Consider the following 16,534-nt stretch of genomic DNA (forward strand, 5'->3'; position numbering starts at 1 on the left):
TTACGTGGGCGTAGCTATTTCGATTATTGGGGTGGTGCTGGTAGGGCCGATGATGTTTGTTGGTGCCGGCGCCGGGCTGTTATTGTCGTTTAAAATGGCCGGAGTGGTCAATAGACCTAGGCAGCGAGTGTTGCCATTTCACTCTCTGCTTAACTATCAATTCTACATTGCAGGCATCCGATATAAAAACAACCTTGTTCAATGGCATATGTTCCCAATGATCGAAATGGATTACGGTGATGATGAGAAAGCAAGAGACCTTTACAACCTTAAACAAAACTTTTACTTCTTAAGTTATGCCGCTTCGCATGAAGAGCAAGCTCAAATAGTGAAACTCCTAGCCTCCTTTATTACCATTGTCGAGGAAGAGTAAATTTTCACAGGTTCCCTAAACAGGGAGCCTGTGTGCGTACTGGGGGTTCAGCGATTGTTGGTGAATCACAAAGCCGGAACCTTAATTGAATTAATTTATCAGCTTTGTAACAGTTTAAAGCTGACTGACTTTCTGCATTATCTCTCTGCCTTCAGTCTCTACATAGTTGAGGAAAACTTTAGCGAGTGGTGATAAAGGTGTATTTTTCGCCCAGTAAAACGACCATTTAGTTTTAATGGGTAAGGATTCCACGTTAACCACTTTTACATTGTAGACGTTACCAAAAGCCAAAGTATGTGCCGACAGAATCGAAACACCCAGTCGCGATAAGACCGAGTGAATGATGGCTTCGTTACTGGCTATAGTCATTTTAATGTTGGGCTGATACGGGTGGTCTTTAAAGAATGCTTCTGTTGCATATCTTGTCCCTGAGCCAACCTCACGAATGAGAAAATCCTCCTCACAGAATTCTTGCAGCGAAACGTTCTTTTTTTGGGCAAAAGGATGACTGGCTTCTGCGATCGCAACGAGATCGTTTGACATGAATTCTATCTTTTCAAGCTCCTGGCTGTCTGGTAAATGGCTAAACACGTAAAAGTCATCGACTCCATTTTCAAAACGATCAATAACTTGCTGCCTGTTGGCTATCGTGAGCTGAATATCTATCCCCGGATAGCGCTCACGAAATGGCCCCAGTAGGTGCGGTGTGAAATACTTGGCCGTCGTGGTAACAGCCAACCTCAGGGTTCCTGATTCCAGTCCCCTCAAACTGGAAAGAAGCATGTCCAATTCTTCGCAACTGTGTAGTATTTTTTTTGCCGTTTCTACCGTTGCCAGACCAGCATCGGTAAACTTCATTTTTTTGCCTACCTGTTGATAAAGTGGCAAACCGATCGCTTCTGTTAGCTTTTTTAGCTGCATAGAAACCGTCGGCTGAGTTAAAAACAGCGTCTCTGTTGCCGATTTTATGCTGCCCCCTTCATAAACTGCGAGCAAAATTTCCAACTGACGAAACGTTCCGATATATGCGTGTAGCCTGGACGCCATAATCCCTCCGACAACAACTGACAATATAGATAAAAGTAGATTATTTTCATTAATATTATCTATTTTAATCTATTAAAGTTTAAAAGTAACATGCTCTGAAAATTTAAGGAGACTGTTATGAATTATCGAAATATGGCCCTGTCAGCGATCACTATTGTTATGTTGACTATGTTTTATTTTTACGGTGTATCAATAGGTTATAAGCCATCTGGCTTCGTCGCTATCGCCGTAGCACTGATGGGGTTCACCTCGTTGAACGCAGTCATATCTTGTATACGTAAAATGGGGTTCAGTACTCACACAGTAGCTGTGCCGTACTTGAGCAAGGGCAAATAAATTATGGTCATAGATGCGGTCGTTGCATTTTTCATTCTCGGTATCGTCATTCAATTGGTGGGAGCTAAGATCCCATTCCCCGAAAATCTGTATAAAGCGCTCAGTCTGGTTTTAATGATCGCCATTGGTCTCAAGGGAGGCATAGCGCTGCAAAAGCATCTTGACCCCGACCTTCTCACTATGTCAGTGGCGGTAGTGGCATTTGGCCTTACTATTCCATTAGTGGCTTATCCAATACTTAGGTTTTTCGGTCAGTTGGATAACATCAATGCTGGTGCGATTGCAGCCCATTACGGTTCTGTAAGTGTCGCAACCTATGCCGTCGCAGTCGCCTTACTAGAGGCAGGAAACATCAGTTATGAAGCTTACTTCCCACTTTTTGTCGTTTTACTCGAAATGCCCGCCATTCTGGTCGGTCTTTTATTAGCAAAAGGAAGCCTGAGGCATATCAACACGACCTTTATCCGCAAGGAACTAATCGCTAACCCAAGTATTCTTCTTATGATGGGTAGCTTAATCATCGGCTATATTGGAGGGGAAAGTGTACACAAACTCTCTCCATTGTTTATAGAACTGTTCTCTGGTGTATTAGCTTTGTTCCTGTTGAAAATGGGCCTAACGGCTGGCAAACAGTTAACTGCGTTGAAAAAAAATAGCCTGTTTTTAATCAGCTTTGCGGTTTTGATGCCAATGCTCGGAGGTATCGCAGGTACAGCCCTTGGCCTAGCACTACAATTAAGTGCCGGAGGCATTACCCTAATGGCAGTATTGGGAGCCAGTGCTTCTTATATCGCCGTACCAGCAGCGATGAAAGAGAGTTTACCGGAAGCGAACTCGGGCATGTCGATTACCGCGTCACTTGGGATCACTTTCCCTTTCAACGTTTTGTTTAATGTCCCTTTCTTTATTGCCGTTGGACAGCACTTGGGCAGCTAATTTGTGCGTGCTTTAACCTGAGGTGATGAGGGTTTTCATCACCCTGTTTCAATAGACCAAGACGGCGGTAAATCTAAAACTTTGCGCGCCGCTTGGTCGGGCTGTATGTTCGAAGGGTTTCAGGCCACCTACTATCATCCACACAATACCACCCAATCTATAGCTGATTGAGTTCTTCCTGATCGCCATGATAGCGGGAAGTGAGATAGAAGAATGCGGCAGTTCTTTAGGTGTATGTCCTTAATTTCCTAATTTCCTGCAATCGAATCTGTAAGTGTATTCGCCCTCGGATAGGAGCCTATTAAATATCGGTTAAAGTCGAAACCGGGTAGTATGAATGACGATCACATTCTCAAACCCTTGGTTTGCTCCAAGCTTTTCGAGCTTTTTCAATAAAGCGCTGTCCTTGGCCTTAAGGGGGGTCCAAGTATTCATCTTAAGCCCCAACGGTTTAATGATGCTATCAAGCAAATACTTGTCTACAAACTCAAACAGAGATATATCATAGCTCAAGGATCGCATCTGCTGAGACTTTAGTTGGTCTTGAAGTTGGCTCACATAAGCTAGGGTCTGCTCTTGGCTAGTTAGTCTCTGAGGTAATGAGGTTGGTAGGTAATAACTGGTTTTCCACCCCTTTTCACTAAGCTCTGAGATCCTAGGAGAAATCGAAGAGGTTTCGATCAGAGTTCTTCTTTTAAGCTGATATCGGCTATCAAGGTTTTCCAGAGTCTCAAGTACGAAAGAGAGGTTCTGCTCATTAATATTCTTGATGTCAAACCAGAGCGCTTCAAAATATCGACTTTCATACGCTAAATACGCTTCTAGACTCTGACCAGTTAAGGTTTCATGATCATGCCCAACTTGCATGATTCCATCACTAATAATTAAATCTAATTCTATACGTTGAAAGCCTTGATGTTTGGCGTCGTCCATCGCCCCAATAGTATTGACTCGATGCGCCATCAAGTTTTTATTTTTGTTAAGATTAACCTTGGTTTTATGCCGTGATAAGCTCGAGATTGGCAGGCTGGCATGCAGAGTTTTCGCTTGGTGGAGCGGCAAGGAGTAGCGGTCTGACCCTATATCGAGGTGTTCTGCTTTTAGATCGCTATTGATTTTGGTGATACCAAGTAGATAGTCAAACAATAGGTCATTAGTAAAGACTTTATCTTGATTGCTTTCAAGGTTAGGCCTTGGCTCTTTGCTCCAAACCAGAAAAGGGATTTCAGCCATTGTCTCTTTAAACCGTCGAGAATCGTGACCTAACTTTTCAAATACTTCTTCTCCATGGTCGGAGAAAAAGGTCATTGAGGAGAAGTGAGGTGTATTGGAAACCAATTCATAAACCTGAGACAGGATCCGGTCGGCAAATGCTACCGTTTCATCATAGCAGTCGTTTTGTTTGCCCTTGTATAAATAATTAGGAGCTGGTGGAAGAGAACGTGCTTGCCCTTTTATTCGGTCACAATATGCAATATGACTTCCCATCATATGCAGAACGATGAAATGGTTTTTATTGAGGTCTTGCGTCGCTAGATAACCTCGCAGTTCATCTATCAAGGCATCGTCCTGCTTTCGGCTAAAGTCGGATCTACCAACATTGGTATTAATAAACCGAACATAGTCACTTTCAAAAGCAAGTGCGGATACGTGGTTGTCCCATTCACCAGCTGACATTTGATTGCTGATCCAAGCCGTTTGAAACCCTACTTGATTAAGCACATCAATAAGCGATGCACTGGCAAAGTAATCGAGTTGGTTATATTGATTACTCTGAGTAAGAGCTAGGGTTAGTACCTCCATGGTATGGGTGTGATTAGAATACGCATACTGCAATTGAATAGGCTGTGATTGTGCTATCCATGGTGTCGTTTCTCTACGATAGCCATAATTAAACATATGAAATCTAGAAAGCGATTCACCAATAACCAATAGATGCAGACTATTCTCACTACTTGTAGTAACGCTATATTTGGATGCTGAAGATTTTCGTTTATCAATAACGGCGCGAAGTTGTTCAAGCTCAAAGTAATACTGCTCGATATGACTCAGGACATTGCTAAAGCCTTTGAACGTATTTGGTTGCAAGAGTGAAAAGAAACTCAAAGGAATGAGTACCAGTGCAAACAATGGCGAGTTGGCTCGTTTCTTATTGACTGAATAGCGCAACCAGAACCCTGTCAGCACAACACTTATTGCAAGTATAATGAATGCTTTGGGCTCTGCTATATAACCAAGAAATTCCGATGCTTCTTGAGTGTTCGTTTGAAGCAGAGCAAAAACGAATTCCTTATCCAAACTGCCGTAGTAAAGACCTGTCAGTAGAATCACAACTGAGCTAATTACAAATATCGTAACAAGCACTCTACTAGCTATTCGAAGCAACCCATATTCTGATTGGCTAGATAGATACAGCAACAACCAAGTATTACTGATGATCACAAAGGAGCTGAGTTCGAGTTTGACAGCAAGTAGCTCTTTATAAGCGGATACACTAAGCAGGTTGAGCAGGAAAGTAATGAACAACAACTTAAGTTTACATGAGTAAAGCAAGCAGCAAGCAAGCCATAAAACGCCACTGCAAGCAACAAGGCCTTGCATGAATAAAGAGGCAGAATTGACGTAGCGTACATTTGTGACTAGCAACGCAGTAAACAAGATCAAGAATAACAATTGTGGCAAGCGTGAGATAAAGCTTGAAAGAGACATATCCATACATCCCGTTATTTTCTTGGCGTTTTAAGTATTGGAGCAATTTCACCCATGGGGTACATCAGCAATTGTAGTCAATAATGGCTTACACTAACTTGTGAATACACGCGTGACCAAACTTTAAACTCAATATGCTCTTTTAATACTCCTAGTTGGTTGACCTTATTGACATCTTTTATTCCATCGACAAAGCAGATGATAAGCATCATGGTTTTCATGCAAGCCAGCCTTCAAAGCCCTATCCGAAGGGCTAAGGCTTTCAGGACACCTGCTACCATCCACACAATACCACCCAATCTATAGCTGATTGAGTTCTTCCTGATCGCCTTGCGCGTAACTACCAAGATGAGTAGAAAAACTCTTGGTCTTAATCAGTTCCAGTACTTTATCTTTAAGCTCTTTCGGATACATACGTTTGTCGTTCAGTTCAGATAATGGCACCCATTGCACAGACTGGATGTATTCTTCATCGTTAAGCCCTGCAAGGTTCTCGATATGAGGCTCGCCATGATAGCGTGAGACATGATAGAAGAATTCGGAGTGATAACGGTTTCTGTGTGTTTCAAGAAACTCACGTACACAAATCAGTTCTCCGGCTTCAATATCTAGCCCAGACTCTTCTTTAAATTCTCTCACGACACAATCTTTTGAGCTTCTGTCGCCCTCTTCCATGCCACCACCCGGTGGGATCCAATACTCTCCTGTAAAGTCTCTGACTTTCAAAAGCAGTATCGCGTCATTGTCGATGAGTATACCTGCCGCCCGAATTCTCTGTTCCATTGTAAACCTTTATTGATTGCCATAGACCTGAAAGGCCGCATTAAGTAACTGCATGTGGATCGGTACCAATTCACTGTGATCCGTTCGATAACCGCCTCCAACAACACAACCTATCGGAAGTGAGTTTGTCTTTGCCAGCTCAAACATGGCAACGTCTCTTTGGTAAATAGCTTGAGTAGAAACATTGAAGTAACCCAGCTCGTCGTCTTGATGGATGTCCACGCCCGCATCATAAAGGATCAAATCCGGTTGATGCAGATTGATCGCCATTTCGACAACTGAGACAAACGAGCTAAGAAACTCTTCATCACAGGTTTCACGGGGTAAAGCCACATCCATATCTGAGTCTGGTTTGCGAGCAGGAAAGTTTTTATCACAATGAAAAGAGAGCGTTACTATGTCATCGTGATCGGCACATAATGTCGCTGTTCCATCACCATGGTGAACGTCACTATCAACAATCAGCACTTTGTCGATACTTTCATAGGTTAATGCTCGTTTCGCCGCCAAAACCAAATCATTGAGTAAACAAAAACCACTGCCAAAATCATAATGCGCATGGTGATATCCGCCACTTAGGTGGATAGCCACACCATATTCAATCGCTTTTTCAGCCGTCAGGCAAGTTCCACCTGCCGAGGTCAACGTACGTTCAATAAGGCACTCACTCCACGGAAAACCAATACGTCGCATCCGAGCTGCAGGCAAGTGGCCAGAAAACAGTTCAGACACGTATTGCTTACAATGCGTTTTAATCACTTCATCAGGGGTCAACGCTTGGGGCTTACAATAGTGAAAAAATGTTCGCCACTGCTCGTCACGAAAACGCACTTTTTCGATTTCATTGAATAACAGTCGGTACTTATGGATCGGGTATCGGTGACCTTGAGGTAACGGCAGCTCTGAGTAGATGGAGTGATAAATCAGTGGAATCATTGATATCCGTCGATATTTGAGTTTTTAGTATGGTAACAAGTTGCATCATGGTTTCAAATCACCTTAAATGATAATAATTTTCATTTAAGTGGTTTGAGATTTTGCATCGTCTGAAACTGTTTGTACTGCTAGGAGTCATCGTCGGTTCAGTAGGCGCTATATCTTTGTTTTCACTGATACTGTTCTCTGCATGGTGGCTGGTTGATTTTACGTTGACCGCTTAGCAAAATAGCCTAAATACTTTTACAGGAGTTCTCCATGAAAACTGTTCTAATCACCGGAGCTAACCGTGGTATCGGGCTGAGCTTAGTCAAAAACTATCTTGCTCAAGGCTGGCAGGTTCACGCAACCTATCGCTCAGAGAAAAGCTCGCAGGAGCTCCTTGAGCTGGAAGGTGACAACCTGACGTGTCATCTGTTCGACGTGACGGATTGTCAAGGTCTGAGTGAGTTCGCCAACGCTCTACCAGCACTTGATGTACTGATCAATAATGCCGGCTATTACGGGCCAAAAGGGTACAGCTTTGGTCATACCGATATCGACGAGTGGCGCAAAGTACTTGAAATTAACACCATCGCGCCACTCAAACTCGTTGAAGCACTTTTCCCCAATCTACAAAGAGGTCAGCTCAAAAAGATCGCCTGCCTCTCTTCTAAAGTGGGTAGCATGACGGAAAATACGTCGGGTGGTGGTTATATTTATCGCTCATCCAAAGCCGCGCTTAACTCGGTAGTGAAAAGCCTGAGTAACGACCTTTCCAGTCAAGGTTTCACCGTTTTAGCGCTTCACCCAGGTTGGGTACAAACAGAAATGGGCGGACCAAACGCGTTAATTGATACGCAAACCTCTGCCGCGGGACTGGTTGAAGTGATCGAGAGCGCCGATATCAGCCGCTCTGGTAAATTTATCAACTATGATGGCAGCGCACTTCCTTGGTAATATCTAAATCAACAAAAAGTATCACTTTTCACTAACATTAGATTGAATGTGATACTTTAAGGCCCAACAATTCAGATTGAGCTCGTTAAACTGACACTAAATCAGCCCAAGCATCACTGACACAAACTATCACCCAGTACCTTTCCATCGCTTCAGCAGACGATCATTCTCTTGAAGGAGTTGCTGATCATTTTGGTATGAGCCGGGCAACGCTGATCCGAAAGCTTAAACTGGAAGGTAGTCAGTATCGGCAATTACTGGCGTAGGTGCGCCTTAGCCATGCATTGCAATTGATGCAAAAACATCCATATGATGGCTACCAGTTAGCGCAAATGTGCGGTTATCAGTCGGAGGAGCGCTTCCGTCAGCGCTTTAGAGAAAAGTTTGGCGTCACACCAAGAAAGTATCAACGAACTATCGGCAACAAGCATTAACTGCTCTTACGACGCGTGGTCGCACGTTTCTGGCCACCAGCTTTCGCACTGCTTCTCCGCTTACGCTTAAAGGCTGGTCGTTCCACCTTAGGAAGATGACGTAGCGACTCAGGCACTTCGCCGCCTTTGACTTGCTGCATTAAACCGTCAATACGCGTTTGCAATGCCTGCATAAATGGGCTGTAGGCTTGATTACGTTCAGCCATTCCTTGAAGCTGATGTTCCCAATGTGCCGTCATATCGGGATAAGTGGACTCGGAAGGCAATGCATGCACTAGCCCTCTTCCCGCTGGTGAACTGAGGATTGTTTTGCCCTGTCGTTGCAGCAGTTGACGCTTAAACAGCGTATCCAAAATCCCTGCGCGAGTCGCTTCGGTACCTAGGCCATCGGTTTCTTTGAGGATTTTTTTCAGCTCTTTGTCTTCAACAAAACGGGCAATGCCTGTCATCGCTTGGAGTAACGTCGCTTCAGTAAAGTGCTTGGGCGGCTCAGTTTTACGGTCTTTAATCTCGCCTTCGCGACAAGTCAGCACTGTGCCTTCATCAAGCGGGGGAACCGCGTCAACGCCTGTGTCGTCATCGTCCACTTTTCCCATTAACGCTTTCCAACCAGCCGATACAAGCTGGCGACCTTTGGCAATAAAAGTCCCGCCAGCAATGTCAAACACCAGCTTCGCCTCTGCATAAACCGCAGCTGGATAAAACTGCATTAGATACTGGCGAGCAATTTGCTGATAGATTTTCATCTCATTACCTGACAGCGCATTAACGGAAGCCTTTTTAGGTGTGGGAATGATCGCGTGGTGCGCGTCCACTTTTTTATCATTCCATGCTTTGGATTTGAGGCTTAAATTGGCACCATGAACCGCCTGACCTAGCTCGTTACAGTTATTCGATATCGCATCACAGACACTGTTGGCTTGTCCATAATGTTCCAGCGGCAGGTATCGGCAGTCCGACCTAGGGTAAGTAATGAGCTTGTGCTTTTCATACAAAGATTGACAGGTATCTAAGACCTGTTGAGCACTCATACCAAAACGCTTGGCAGCGTCAATCTGTAACGCAGAAAGAGAATAAGGCAAAGGAGCCGATTGCTTAGTTTGTTTTTGCTCCGACTCGACCACCTTGGCAGGCTGATTCGTAATGCGATTGGCAACATTCTCGACCAGTTTACGATTGAGAACCCGCCCCTCTTCATCTTGCCAAGGCTTACATGCTTCACTCGGTTTCCAGCGAGCACGGATATCAAACGCACTATTGCCATCCTGATAGGGGATCAGGGCATGCAAGGTAAAATAGTCACGAGGAACGAAGTTCTCGATCTCTTCATCACGACGAACCACCAACCCAAGCACGGGCGTCTGAACTCTGCCGACTGACAACACCCCCTGATAGCCCGCTTTTTGCCCCAGTAGCGTATAAGCGCGGGACATATTCATCCCATACAGCCAGTCAGCTCGGGAGCGAGCAAGAGCGGAGACCGAAAGAGGAATAAACTCGCGGTTACTGCGCATCTGATTTAGCGCGCGCTTAACTGCTGGTAAGTTGAGGTCGCTAATCAATAAGCGTTGCGTGGCTTCTTTTTTCGTCTTACTGACTTTGCAGTAATCCAACACTTCATCCACCAACAACTGACCTTCACGATCCGGATCGCCAGCATGAACGATTTCAGACGCCTCTTTGAGTAGTTTCTTAACTACTGTCAGTTGTTTAGAAGCCGACTTGCGAGGACGTAATTGCCAGTGCTCAGGAACGATTGGCAAATCAGCCAGATTCCATTTTTTGTATCTGTCATCGTAGGCGTCTGGCTCTACCTGCTCTAGCAAGTGGCCAATACACCAGGTCACCACGTCGCCATTTCCACAACGAATAAAGCCTTGATCTTTCTTCTGCGGACTAGGCAGGGCCGCAGCGATAGCTCGACCCAAGCTCGGTTTTTCAGCAATAAACAGACGTGACATAAAACTTAATCAGGCAGATACAATAAGGGCCACATTATCGAATGTGGCCCTTAAAAATCAAGAAAAACTGTAAATTTAGACAGTGGTTTTCAGTTATTCTTCATCCGTACCAGCGCGCTCGGCTGCTTCTTTGATAAGAGGCTGAAGTTCACCTTTCTGGAACATCTCAATAATGATGTCACAACCACCAATCAGCTCACCTTCAACCCAAAGCTGTGGGAATGTCGGCCATTGTGCGTAGGCAGGTAGCTCAGCACGGATATCTGGGTTTTGTAGAATATCTACGTAAGCGAACTTTTCACCACACGCCATTAGTGCTTGTGATGCCTGAGATGAGAAGCCGCAGCTAGGTAGCTTTGGAGAACCTTTCATGTAAAGAAGGATAGCGTTCTCTTCGATTTGTTGTTTGATTTTGTCGATGGTTTCCATTACTTCCTCTTCATGGAGTGACTGCCAGTGATTCGCCCATTTTAAACCATTGGCTGAGAATAAAAAGCCTATAATATCTGCGGTTTTATAGAAGAAAGAAATTTGTCGAGGCGCTTTTATTAAAGTAAAAACTTGTTAGACTATACCCAAGTCAGCAAAATTACATGGTTGGCTTTTGGCGAGCCATGAATAATAAATAACACTGGAAGCAATCGAGAGAGTTTAACTCTTTCATATCAATGGAGAATCGAGCAATGGCATTTGAACTACCAGCTCTTCCTTACGCAAAAGACGCGCTAGAACCACATATCTCAGCAGAGACTCTAGATTTCCACCACGGTAAACACCACAACACTTACGTCGTAAAGTTGAACGGTCTTATCCCAGGCACAGAGTTCGAAGGTAAATCACTAGAAGACATCATCAAAACTTCTACTGGCGGTGTATTCAACAACGCTGCACAGATCTGGAACCACACGTTCTACTGGCACTGTCTAGCGCCAAATGCAGGTGGTGAGCCAACAGGTGCTGTTGCAGACGCAATCAATGCTGCATTCGGTTCTTTCGAAGAGTTCAAAGCAAAATTCACAGACTCTGCTATCAACAACTTCGGTTCTTCTTGGACTTGGTTAGTTAAGAAAGCTGATGGCTCTCTAGAGATCGTAAACACGTCTAACGCAGCGACACCTCTAACAGAAGAAGGTACAACGCCACTTCTTACTGTTGACCTGTGGGAACACGCTTACTACATCGATTACCGTAACGTTCGTCCAGACTACATGAATGGTTTCTGGGCACTAGTTAACTGGGACTTCGTAGCAGATAACCTAGCTAAATAATCCTTCCCTATAGGATGATAAGTTTAGTCGCTTAAAAAGCCAGCACTTCGCTGGCTTTTTTCTTTTCTAGTCAGTTATTTCCCCTAAAGTTCACCTCGATATTGCCGCTACATAGTCATCAAGCGAGGTAACATGCAAACTCAGATTCACACTCTAGACAAAGCAGGCATTATTAACGAACTTCAGTTCGGCAAGGGGATTAACCATGCTGTTCATGAAGGACGTCGCGCCGACTTCGCCTTGATTCTGTCGATGTTTTCTGACGACGTTCGTGATAACACACCTATCGAGAAAGTAAATGAACAAGACATGACAGAAGAAGCGTTGCGGCGTCGCTTCGAAATACAGCCTCCCCAGCAAATTCGTTCTGACCAAAGCTCCTACCCAATTTCAGCGATGCAAGCCGATATGTTTCATCGCGCAGGATTGCCGAGCGCCAAACTCACTCACTACCTTCACCCAGAAGTTTTGGCCTACATGCCTGAGGATACACACGACCTTCCCGAAGAGATTTACAATAATTTATCTGGGCATCAGCGCCGACAACTAGACGAAAAAGAGGCTAAGGAGCTGATACCAATCGATCTCTACAACCAGTTGATCAAAGCTCAGCGCACCTTCCAGATCCAAACGCAAGTTTAAAGATCTAGCGAGATCACATAATTCTGTGGCTTACGCCACTCAATACTCAACCTGTCACTTATAAATGTGAATGAGCGCAAATTATTTACCTTAAGCACAAGATATGCACAAGTTATTTGAGCTTATTCACACTTAAGCAACAACTAATCTACCATGCTATGTGGACAACCTTTTCAGCTATGGACGGAGGCTCTCTATATGGATATAAAAAGTGCTGTGATTTTAATCACTTCGGCAGGCTCACAGCTTGGTAGTACACTCGCTACGCACTTTGCTTCACTAGGTGCCACCGTCATTTTATGCGACAAAAGTGCAGTGCAATTGAACGAAACCTTCGTGCGTTGTAAAGCCATTTCCCCTGATATTTATCAATATGCTTTGCCGGATCATTCCATGGATTCTATCCACTCACTGTTCAGATTTATTGATCAATCGGTTCATCAATCACCCAATGTGTTGATCAATGCGTTGACCAGTCAGGCGATGCCCAAGCTCTTTGATGAGCGGGCCGGAGATGTTTTTACGCAGCATTTATCTCTAATGGCCGCAACATTGTTTAGCTTTGGCCAAGCTACGGCAGAAAAAATGCGTCAAGACAAAAAAAATGGTGTGATTGTAAATGTGATTGCTCACGCGAATTACCATGATTTATCAGGGTTTGAGAACGCAACCTCTATGGTTGCCGGCTTTACTCAGAGCTGGGCTAAAGAACTAACGCCGTTTAACATTCGCGTCGGTGGTGTGGTCCCTTGCTACGAACAAGAAGAAACACAGTGGGCTGAAATCCACGATGAACTGATCCGCAATACAGAATACATTGTCTCAAACGATTATTTCAGCGGCCGCGTGATGGCCGCCTAAACTAAAGGGACCGAAGAAGCTTTTCTGACGCTTCTTCGATCAAGTCCAGCACCAATTCAAATCCCTTGTCTCCTCCGTAATAGGGGTCCGGGATTTCCTCTTCAACGGCTTCGCCGAAACTAAGAAACAGTCGGATCTTACCTTGATGTTGCAAAGGGCATTGTGCTTTTAAATCGGCTAAGTTGTCTTTATCCGCTGCTAAAATCAGATCGAAATACTCAAAATCGTTATCGACCACTTGGCGAGAACGAATCCCTTGAAATGAGTAACCTCTTTGTTCCCCCGCAGCTTGCGAACGGGGATCTGGAGGGTTACCTTGGTGGTAGCCAATCGTACCAGCCGAATCGACTTCGACATCTACGCCCATTTGCTCTGCTTTCGCTCGCAGAATCGCTTCTCCGGTTGGAGAACGACAAATGTTCCCCATACACACTACAAGTATTGATGGTTTATTTCGATTATTCATAGTGTTACTCCTAAAGTTGTCATGCCCAACATGCACATTATTTTAGCATTAAAACCGACTATCAAACTTCGGCTTAGACGAGGCATTTTCACCTCAAGTAACCCACACCATTGTCACAAAGTCAGAGCTCATCGTCTGTTTTTGCGCACTTCGACGGTCAGTCGATGGATGATCTTTTTAGCCCAACCTTCCGTAGACCAAAGGGCAATTCAAGTCGCAACGACTGAAGAACCAGCATTGATTGTGACGCTCATAGAAGAGAGATAGCAAAATGTAGAAATCGTGTACGACTTGGTCTTAAATACATGAGTGGGTCCCGACCGGGCAATGCTAGTCGAAACGCTAAATGTCACAATATCAAGCTTTCTCACCAAGCTGATGAACATAAAATATAATCGACTTTGTCACAGTGATTGAACGTTTGCTACTTGCAAGAAAATGAACGAGTTTACCGACCCACTTTGTGACTCATAAACCGGATAGGACATCAACCATGCATTACGTCACCGTCAGTATTGGCAGCAACATCGACAGAGAGTTTCACGTTAGTCAAGCGTTGAGCGCACTTGAGCACTTTTTCGCGCCTCTAACCGTTTCCAACTTTTACGACTGTGTTCCTGTGGGTTTTAAGGGCGAAAACTTCCTCAATTTAGTCGTAGGATTTGAGTGCTCTCAATCCGTAAGCGAACTAGCAAAAATACTCAGACAGATTGAAGATGATAGTGGTCGTATACGAATTGGAGAGAAATTCGCTTCCAGAACATTGGATCTCGACATACTTACTTTCGATGATCTGGTCGGTATCATTGATGGCGTAGAACTCCCACGAGGAGAAATTACTGAAAACGCCTTTGTACTTCGCCCGCTTGCAGACATTATCCCTGATGGTATCCATCCGCTCACAACAAAGACCTATGCACAACTTTGGAGAGAGTACGACAAAGACACTCAACAGGTAACAAAGACTGAACACATATGGCATAAATCATCACTGAAGCGTGCTTAGATTCACATCTACACCTTTCCAAATGCAAACTGATCTCAGCAAGCTACTATTACGTAGAGACTACCGTAATCCTAAATTGGGAAGTTAAGATGAATCACAATGCCATAATAACAATCACCAACCTCAGACTTCGTACCTATATCGGATTCAACGAAGAAGAGAAAACCAAGCAGCAAGACATCATTATCAACGCAGAAATCCACTACCCGGCTAACAAACTGTGCTTAGAAGACAATATTGACAACGCTTTGAATTACAAGACCATCTGTAAAGGGATTATTCACCACGTCGAAAACGGCCGTTTCTTACTGCTGGAAAAATTGACCAGTGATGTTCTTGGGATCTGTGTCGATCACCCTTGGGTCTCATATGCTCAAGTAAAAATCGACAAACCTCATGCTTTGAGATTTGCAGACTCTGTTTCTCTTACCTTGAACTACAAAGCAGAAGCAGGAGAGTAAGCATGATTTCACCAGAAGCGCACAAAGTACAACAAGCGTTAATCGCACGCGGGTTGGAAACGCCACTCGTTCCATCCGACATGACGCCAGATGAAAAGTACCATCGTATTCGAGGCCTACTTACTGAAGTAGTCAGTACATTAGGGCTGGACCTTACTGACGACAGCTTGTCTGAAACCCCCCACCGCATTGCAAAAATGTACGTGCATGAGATTTTCTCTGGTCTGGATTACCAAAACTTTCCTAAGATCAGTGTGATTGAAAACAAAATGGCCGTGGATGAGATGGTCAAAGTATCAGATGTGAACCTCACCTCGACCTGCGAGCACCACTTTATCACTATCGACGGCCTAGCTCAGGTCGCCTACATCCCAGACAACAAGATCTTAGGTTTGTCAAAAATCAATCGTATCGTACGCTTCTTCGCACAGCGTCCACAGGTACAAGAGCGTCTCACCCAGCAGGTCTTAGTCGCGATTCAGACCCTGACGGAAACAGAAAATGTTGCGGTATCGATAAAAGCAACGCACTACTGCGTCAAGTCTCGAGGTGTAATGGACACCAGCTCGGAAACATCGACTACGGCACTGGGCGGTATTTTCAAAACCAATCCACAGACCCGCGCGGAGTTTTTAGGATGAAAGGAACGGTAGTGATCACGGGCGTTGGTAAAAGATTGGGGTTAGCCCTAGCACAAGATTTTCTTGCTAATGAGTACAGGGTCGTTGGTACTTATCGTACCGACTACCCTGAGCTCGAATCTTTGCAAGCGCAAGGGGCCGATTTACATCAGGTTGACTTCTATCATCAACAAAGCATCGATGCCTTTATTCAATACCTCAACAATGAATACGCCCAGCTAAGGTGCATTATCCACAATGCTTCAGACTGGTACCCTGATAAGCCAGCGGATTCTAGTAATCACGCTCAGATATTACAAAAAATGATGGCGATTCATGTCAGCGCCCCGTATCAAATGAACTTGGCACTGCAAGGCTTACTCAGTCAGGGGCCAGACAGTAGTGACATTATCCACATCAGTGATTATGTCGCTGAAAAAGGCAGTAAAAAGCATGCAGCCTATGCTGCAAGCAAAGCTGCGCTCAATAACCTAACACTTTCATTCTCAGCTATGTTAGCGCCAAATATTAAGGTGAACACCATTTCCCCAGCCCTGATCAAGTTTAATCAGCATGATGATGAAGCCTACAAACGAAAGGCCCTCGCCAAAGCGCTCATCCCCAGAGAAGCAGGCTTTGAAGAGATAGTAGAAGCCGTTCGTTTTATCATGTCTAGCAAATACATGACTGGCAGGAATATCCATCTCGATGGTGGTAGACATTTGAAATGACACAATGATTGCTGGTATTTAGCAG

General features: G+C 44.5%; 18 protein-coding genes and 1 pseudogene. 12 read left to right on the forward strand and 7 right to left on the reverse strand.

Features of this window, described 5'->3' with window-relative positions:
• Nucleotides 1-373: pseudogene (locus OH455_RS16170) on the forward strand (hypothetical protein); the annotation flags it as partial.
• 114 nt (nucleotides 374-487) lie between these two features.
• Here the strand turns inward: OH455_RS16170 and OH455_RS16175 are convergent.
• A complete protein-coding gene (locus OH455_RS16175; protein WP_269982080.1) occupies nucleotides 488-1,420 on the reverse strand; it encodes a LysR family transcriptional regulator in 933 nt (310 codons plus the stop codon).
• 117 nt (nucleotides 1,421-1,537) lie between these two features.
• Between OH455_RS16175 and OH455_RS16180 the strand changes: the two genes are divergently transcribed.
• Both OH455_RS16180 and OH455_RS16185 read left to right on the forward strand, forming a co-directional pair.
• Entirely contained in the window at nucleotides 1,538-1,756 is a 219-nt protein-coding gene (locus tag OH455_RS16180) for a hypothetical protein (RefSeq protein WP_206375350.1), read from the forward strand.
• A gap of 3 nt (nucleotides 1,757-1,759) precedes the next feature.
• Nucleotides 1,760-2,692: a sodium-dependent bicarbonate transport family permease gene (locus OH455_RS16185; protein ID WP_045974978.1), complete on the forward strand. Its 933-nt coding sequence runs from the start codon at nucleotides 1,760-1,762 to the stop codon at nucleotides 2,690-2,692.
• A 312-nt stretch (nucleotides 2,693-3,004) separates the two neighbouring features.
• Here OH455_RS16185 and OH455_RS16190 read toward each other — a convergent pair whose 3' ends face one another.
• From OH455_RS16190 to OH455_RS16200, 3 genes are all read right to left on the reverse strand, one after another.
• Nucleotides 3,005-5,401 carry a phosphoethanolamine transferase gene (locus OH455_RS16190; RefSeq protein WP_269982081.1) on the reverse strand — a complete coding sequence of 799 codons (2,397 nt, stop codon included), beginning with the start codon at nucleotides 5,399-5,401 and terminating at the stop codon, nucleotides 3,005-3,007.
• A gap of 300 nt (nucleotides 5,402-5,701) precedes the next feature.
• Nucleotides 5,702-6,184, reverse strand: coding sequence for an NUDIX domain-containing protein (locus OH455_RS16195; protein ID WP_269982082.1), 483 nt, complete (start codon nucleotides 6,182-6,184; stop codon nucleotides 5,702-5,704).
• A gap of 9 nt (nucleotides 6,185-6,193) precedes the next feature.
• On the reverse strand, nucleotides 6,194-7,120 hold the full coding sequence (locus OH455_RS16200) for a histone deacetylase family protein (protein WP_206371169.1): 927 nt from the start codon (nucleotides 7,118-7,120) through the stop codon (nucleotides 6,194-6,196).
• Nucleotides 7,121-7,378: 258 nt separating this feature from the next.
• Here OH455_RS16200 and OH455_RS16205 point away from each other — a divergent pair, with 258 nt between their 5' ends.
• Together OH455_RS16205 and OH455_RS16210 are read left to right on the forward strand one after the other, a co-directional pair.
• Complete coding sequence (locus tag OH455_RS16205; RefSeq protein WP_269982083.1) at nucleotides 7,379-8,059, forward strand: SDR family oxidoreductase; 681 nt, start codon at nucleotides 7,379-7,381, stop codon at nucleotides 8,057-8,059.
• Between the two features lie 266 nt (nucleotides 8,060-8,325).
• Nucleotides 8,326-8,493: a helix-turn-helix domain-containing protein gene (locus OH455_RS16210; protein WP_269982084.1), complete on the forward strand. Its 168-nt coding sequence runs from the start codon at nucleotides 8,326-8,328 to the stop codon at nucleotides 8,491-8,493.
• Here OH455_RS16210 and OH455_RS16215 read toward each other — a convergent pair.
• Together OH455_RS16215 and OH455_RS16220 are read right to left on the reverse strand one after the other, a co-directional pair.
• On the reverse strand, nucleotides 8,490-10,454 hold the full coding sequence (locus OH455_RS16215; RefSeq protein WP_269982085.1) for a DNA topoisomerase III: 1,965 nt from the start codon (nucleotides 10,452-10,454) through the stop codon (nucleotides 8,490-8,492). The two genes, OH455_RS16210 and OH455_RS16215, sit on opposite strands and share 4 nt — an antisense overlap.
• A gap of 93 nt (nucleotides 10,455-10,547) precedes the next feature.
• A complete protein-coding gene (locus OH455_RS16220) occupies nucleotides 10,548-10,883 on the reverse strand; it encodes a Grx4 family monothiol glutaredoxin (protein ID WP_045974984.1) in 336 nt (111 codons plus the stop codon).
• Between the two features lie 254 nt (nucleotides 10,884-11,137).
• On the opposite strand from OH455_RS16220, the gene sodB reads away from it, so the two are divergent.
• The 3 genes from sodB (at nucleotide 11,138) to OH455_RS16235 (ending at nucleotide 13,225) form a co-directional block, all read left to right on the forward strand.
• Complete coding sequence (sodB, locus tag OH455_RS16225; protein WP_269982086.1) at nucleotides 11,138-11,722, forward strand: superoxide dismutase [Fe]; 585 nt, start codon at nucleotides 11,138-11,140, stop codon at nucleotides 11,720-11,722.
• Nucleotides 11,723-11,854: 132 nt separating this feature from the next.
• Nucleotides 11,855-12,364 carry a VC2046/SO_2500 family protein gene (locus OH455_RS16230; protein WP_269982087.1) on the forward strand — a complete coding sequence of 170 codons (510 nt, stop codon included), beginning with the start codon at nucleotides 11,855-11,857 and terminating at the stop codon, nucleotides 12,362-12,364.
• 198 nt (nucleotides 12,365-12,562) lie between these two features.
• Nucleotides 12,563-13,225 carry an SDR family oxidoreductase gene (locus OH455_RS16235; protein ID WP_206375341.1) on the forward strand — a complete coding sequence of 221 codons (663 nt, stop codon included), beginning with the start codon at nucleotides 12,563-12,565 and terminating at the stop codon, nucleotides 13,223-13,225.
• 1 nt (nucleotide 13,226) lies between these two features.
• Here the strand turns inward: OH455_RS16235 and OH455_RS16240 are convergent, their stop codons facing one another.
• Nucleotides 13,227-13,691, reverse strand: a complete 465-nt coding sequence (locus OH455_RS16240; protein WP_269982088.1) for a low molecular weight protein-tyrosine-phosphatase — start codon at nucleotides 13,689-13,691, stop codon at nucleotides 13,227-13,229.
• A 493-nt stretch (nucleotides 13,692-14,184) separates the two neighbouring features.
• Between OH455_RS16240 and folK the strand changes: the two genes are divergently transcribed.
• From folK to folM, 4 genes are all read left to right on the forward strand, one after another.
• On the forward strand, nucleotides 14,185-14,697 hold the full coding sequence (folK, locus tag OH455_RS16245; protein ID WP_269982089.1) for a 2-amino-4-hydroxy-6-hydroxymethyldihydropteridine diphosphokinase: 513 nt from the start codon (nucleotides 14,185-14,187) through the stop codon (nucleotides 14,695-14,697).
• Between the two features lie 89 nt (nucleotides 14,698-14,786).
• Entirely contained in the window at nucleotides 14,787-15,158 is a 372-nt protein-coding gene (gene folX, locus OH455_RS16250; protein ID WP_206371160.1) for a dihydroneopterin triphosphate 2'-epimerase, read from the forward strand.
• A gap of 2 nt (nucleotides 15,159-15,160) precedes the next feature.
• Complete coding sequence (gene folE, locus OH455_RS16255; protein WP_045974991.1) at nucleotides 15,161-15,799, forward strand: GTP cyclohydrolase I FolE; 639 nt, start codon at nucleotides 15,161-15,163, stop codon at nucleotides 15,797-15,799.
• The gene (folM, locus tag OH455_RS16260; protein WP_269982090.1) at nucleotides 15,796-16,509 is read left to right on the forward strand and encodes a dihydromonapterin reductase; all 714 of its coding nucleotides are present in this window, start codon (nucleotides 15,796-15,798) and stop codon (nucleotides 16,507-16,509) included. Before folE ends, folM begins: the two co-directional genes overlap by 4 nt.
• Nucleotides 16,510-16,534 lie beyond the last annotated feature (25 nt).

The organism is Vibrio sp. T11.5 (assembly GCF_027587155.1).
Taxonomy (GTDB): domain Bacteria; phylum Pseudomonadota; class Gammaproteobacteria; order Enterobacterales; family Vibrionaceae; genus Vibrio; species Vibrio neptunius.

Coding starts and splice junctions, on each gene's coding strand:
- OH455_RS16175 (WP_269982080.1), bottom strand. CDS start 1,420: ATGGCGTCCAGGCTACACGCATATATCGGAACGTTTCGTCAGTTGGAA.
- OH455_RS16180 (WP_206375350.1), top strand. CDS start 1,538: ATGAATTATCGAAATATGGCCCTGTCAGCGATCACTATTGTTATGTTG.
- OH455_RS16185 (WP_045974978.1), top strand. CDS start 1,760: ATGGTCATAGATGCGGTCGTTGCATTTTTCATTCTCGGTATCGTCATT.
- OH455_RS16190 (WP_269982081.1), bottom strand. CDS start 5,401: ATGTCTCTTTCAAGCTTTATCTCACGCTTGCCACAATTGTTATTCTTG.
- OH455_RS16195 (WP_269982082.1), bottom strand. CDS start 6,184: ATGGAACAGAGAATTCGGGCGGCAGGTATACTCATCGACAATGACGCG.
- OH455_RS16200 (WP_206371169.1), bottom strand. CDS start 7,120: ATGATTCCACTGATTTATCACTCCATCTACTCAGAGCTGCCGTTACCT.
- OH455_RS16205 (WP_269982083.1), top strand. CDS start 7,379: ATGAAAACTGTTCTAATCACCGGAGCTAACCGTGGTATCGGGCTGAGC.
- OH455_RS16215 (WP_269982085.1), bottom strand. CDS start 10,454: ATGTCACGTCTGTTTATTGCTGAAAAACCGAGCTTGGGTCGAGCTATC.
- OH455_RS16220 (WP_045974984.1), bottom strand. CDS start 10,883: ATGGAAACCATCGACAAAATCAAACAACAAATCGAAGAGAACGCTATC.
- sodB (WP_269982086.1), top strand. CDS start 11,138: ATGGCATTTGAACTACCAGCTCTTCCTTACGCAAAAGACGCGCTAGAA.
- OH455_RS16230 (WP_269982087.1), top strand. CDS start 11,855: ATGCAAACTCAGATTCACACTCTAGACAAAGCAGGCATTATTAACGAA.
- OH455_RS16235 (WP_206375341.1), top strand. CDS start 12,563: ATGGATATAAAAAGTGCTGTGATTTTAATCACTTCGGCAGGCTCACAG.
- OH455_RS16240 (WP_269982088.1), bottom strand. CDS start 13,691: ATGAATAATCGAAATAAACCATCAATACTTGTAGTGTGTATGGGGAAC.
- folK (WP_269982089.1), top strand. CDS start 14,185: ATGCATTACGTCACCGTCAGTATTGGCAGCAACATCGACAGAGAGTTT.
- folX (WP_206371160.1), top strand. CDS start 14,787: ATGAATCACAATGCCATAATAACAATCACCAACCTCAGACTTCGTACC.
- folE (WP_045974991.1), top strand. CDS start 15,161: ATGATTTCACCAGAAGCGCACAAAGTACAACAAGCGTTAATCGCACGC.
- folM (WP_269982090.1), top strand. CDS start 15,796: ATGAAAGGAACGGTAGTGATCACGGGCGTTGGTAAAAGATTGGGGTTA.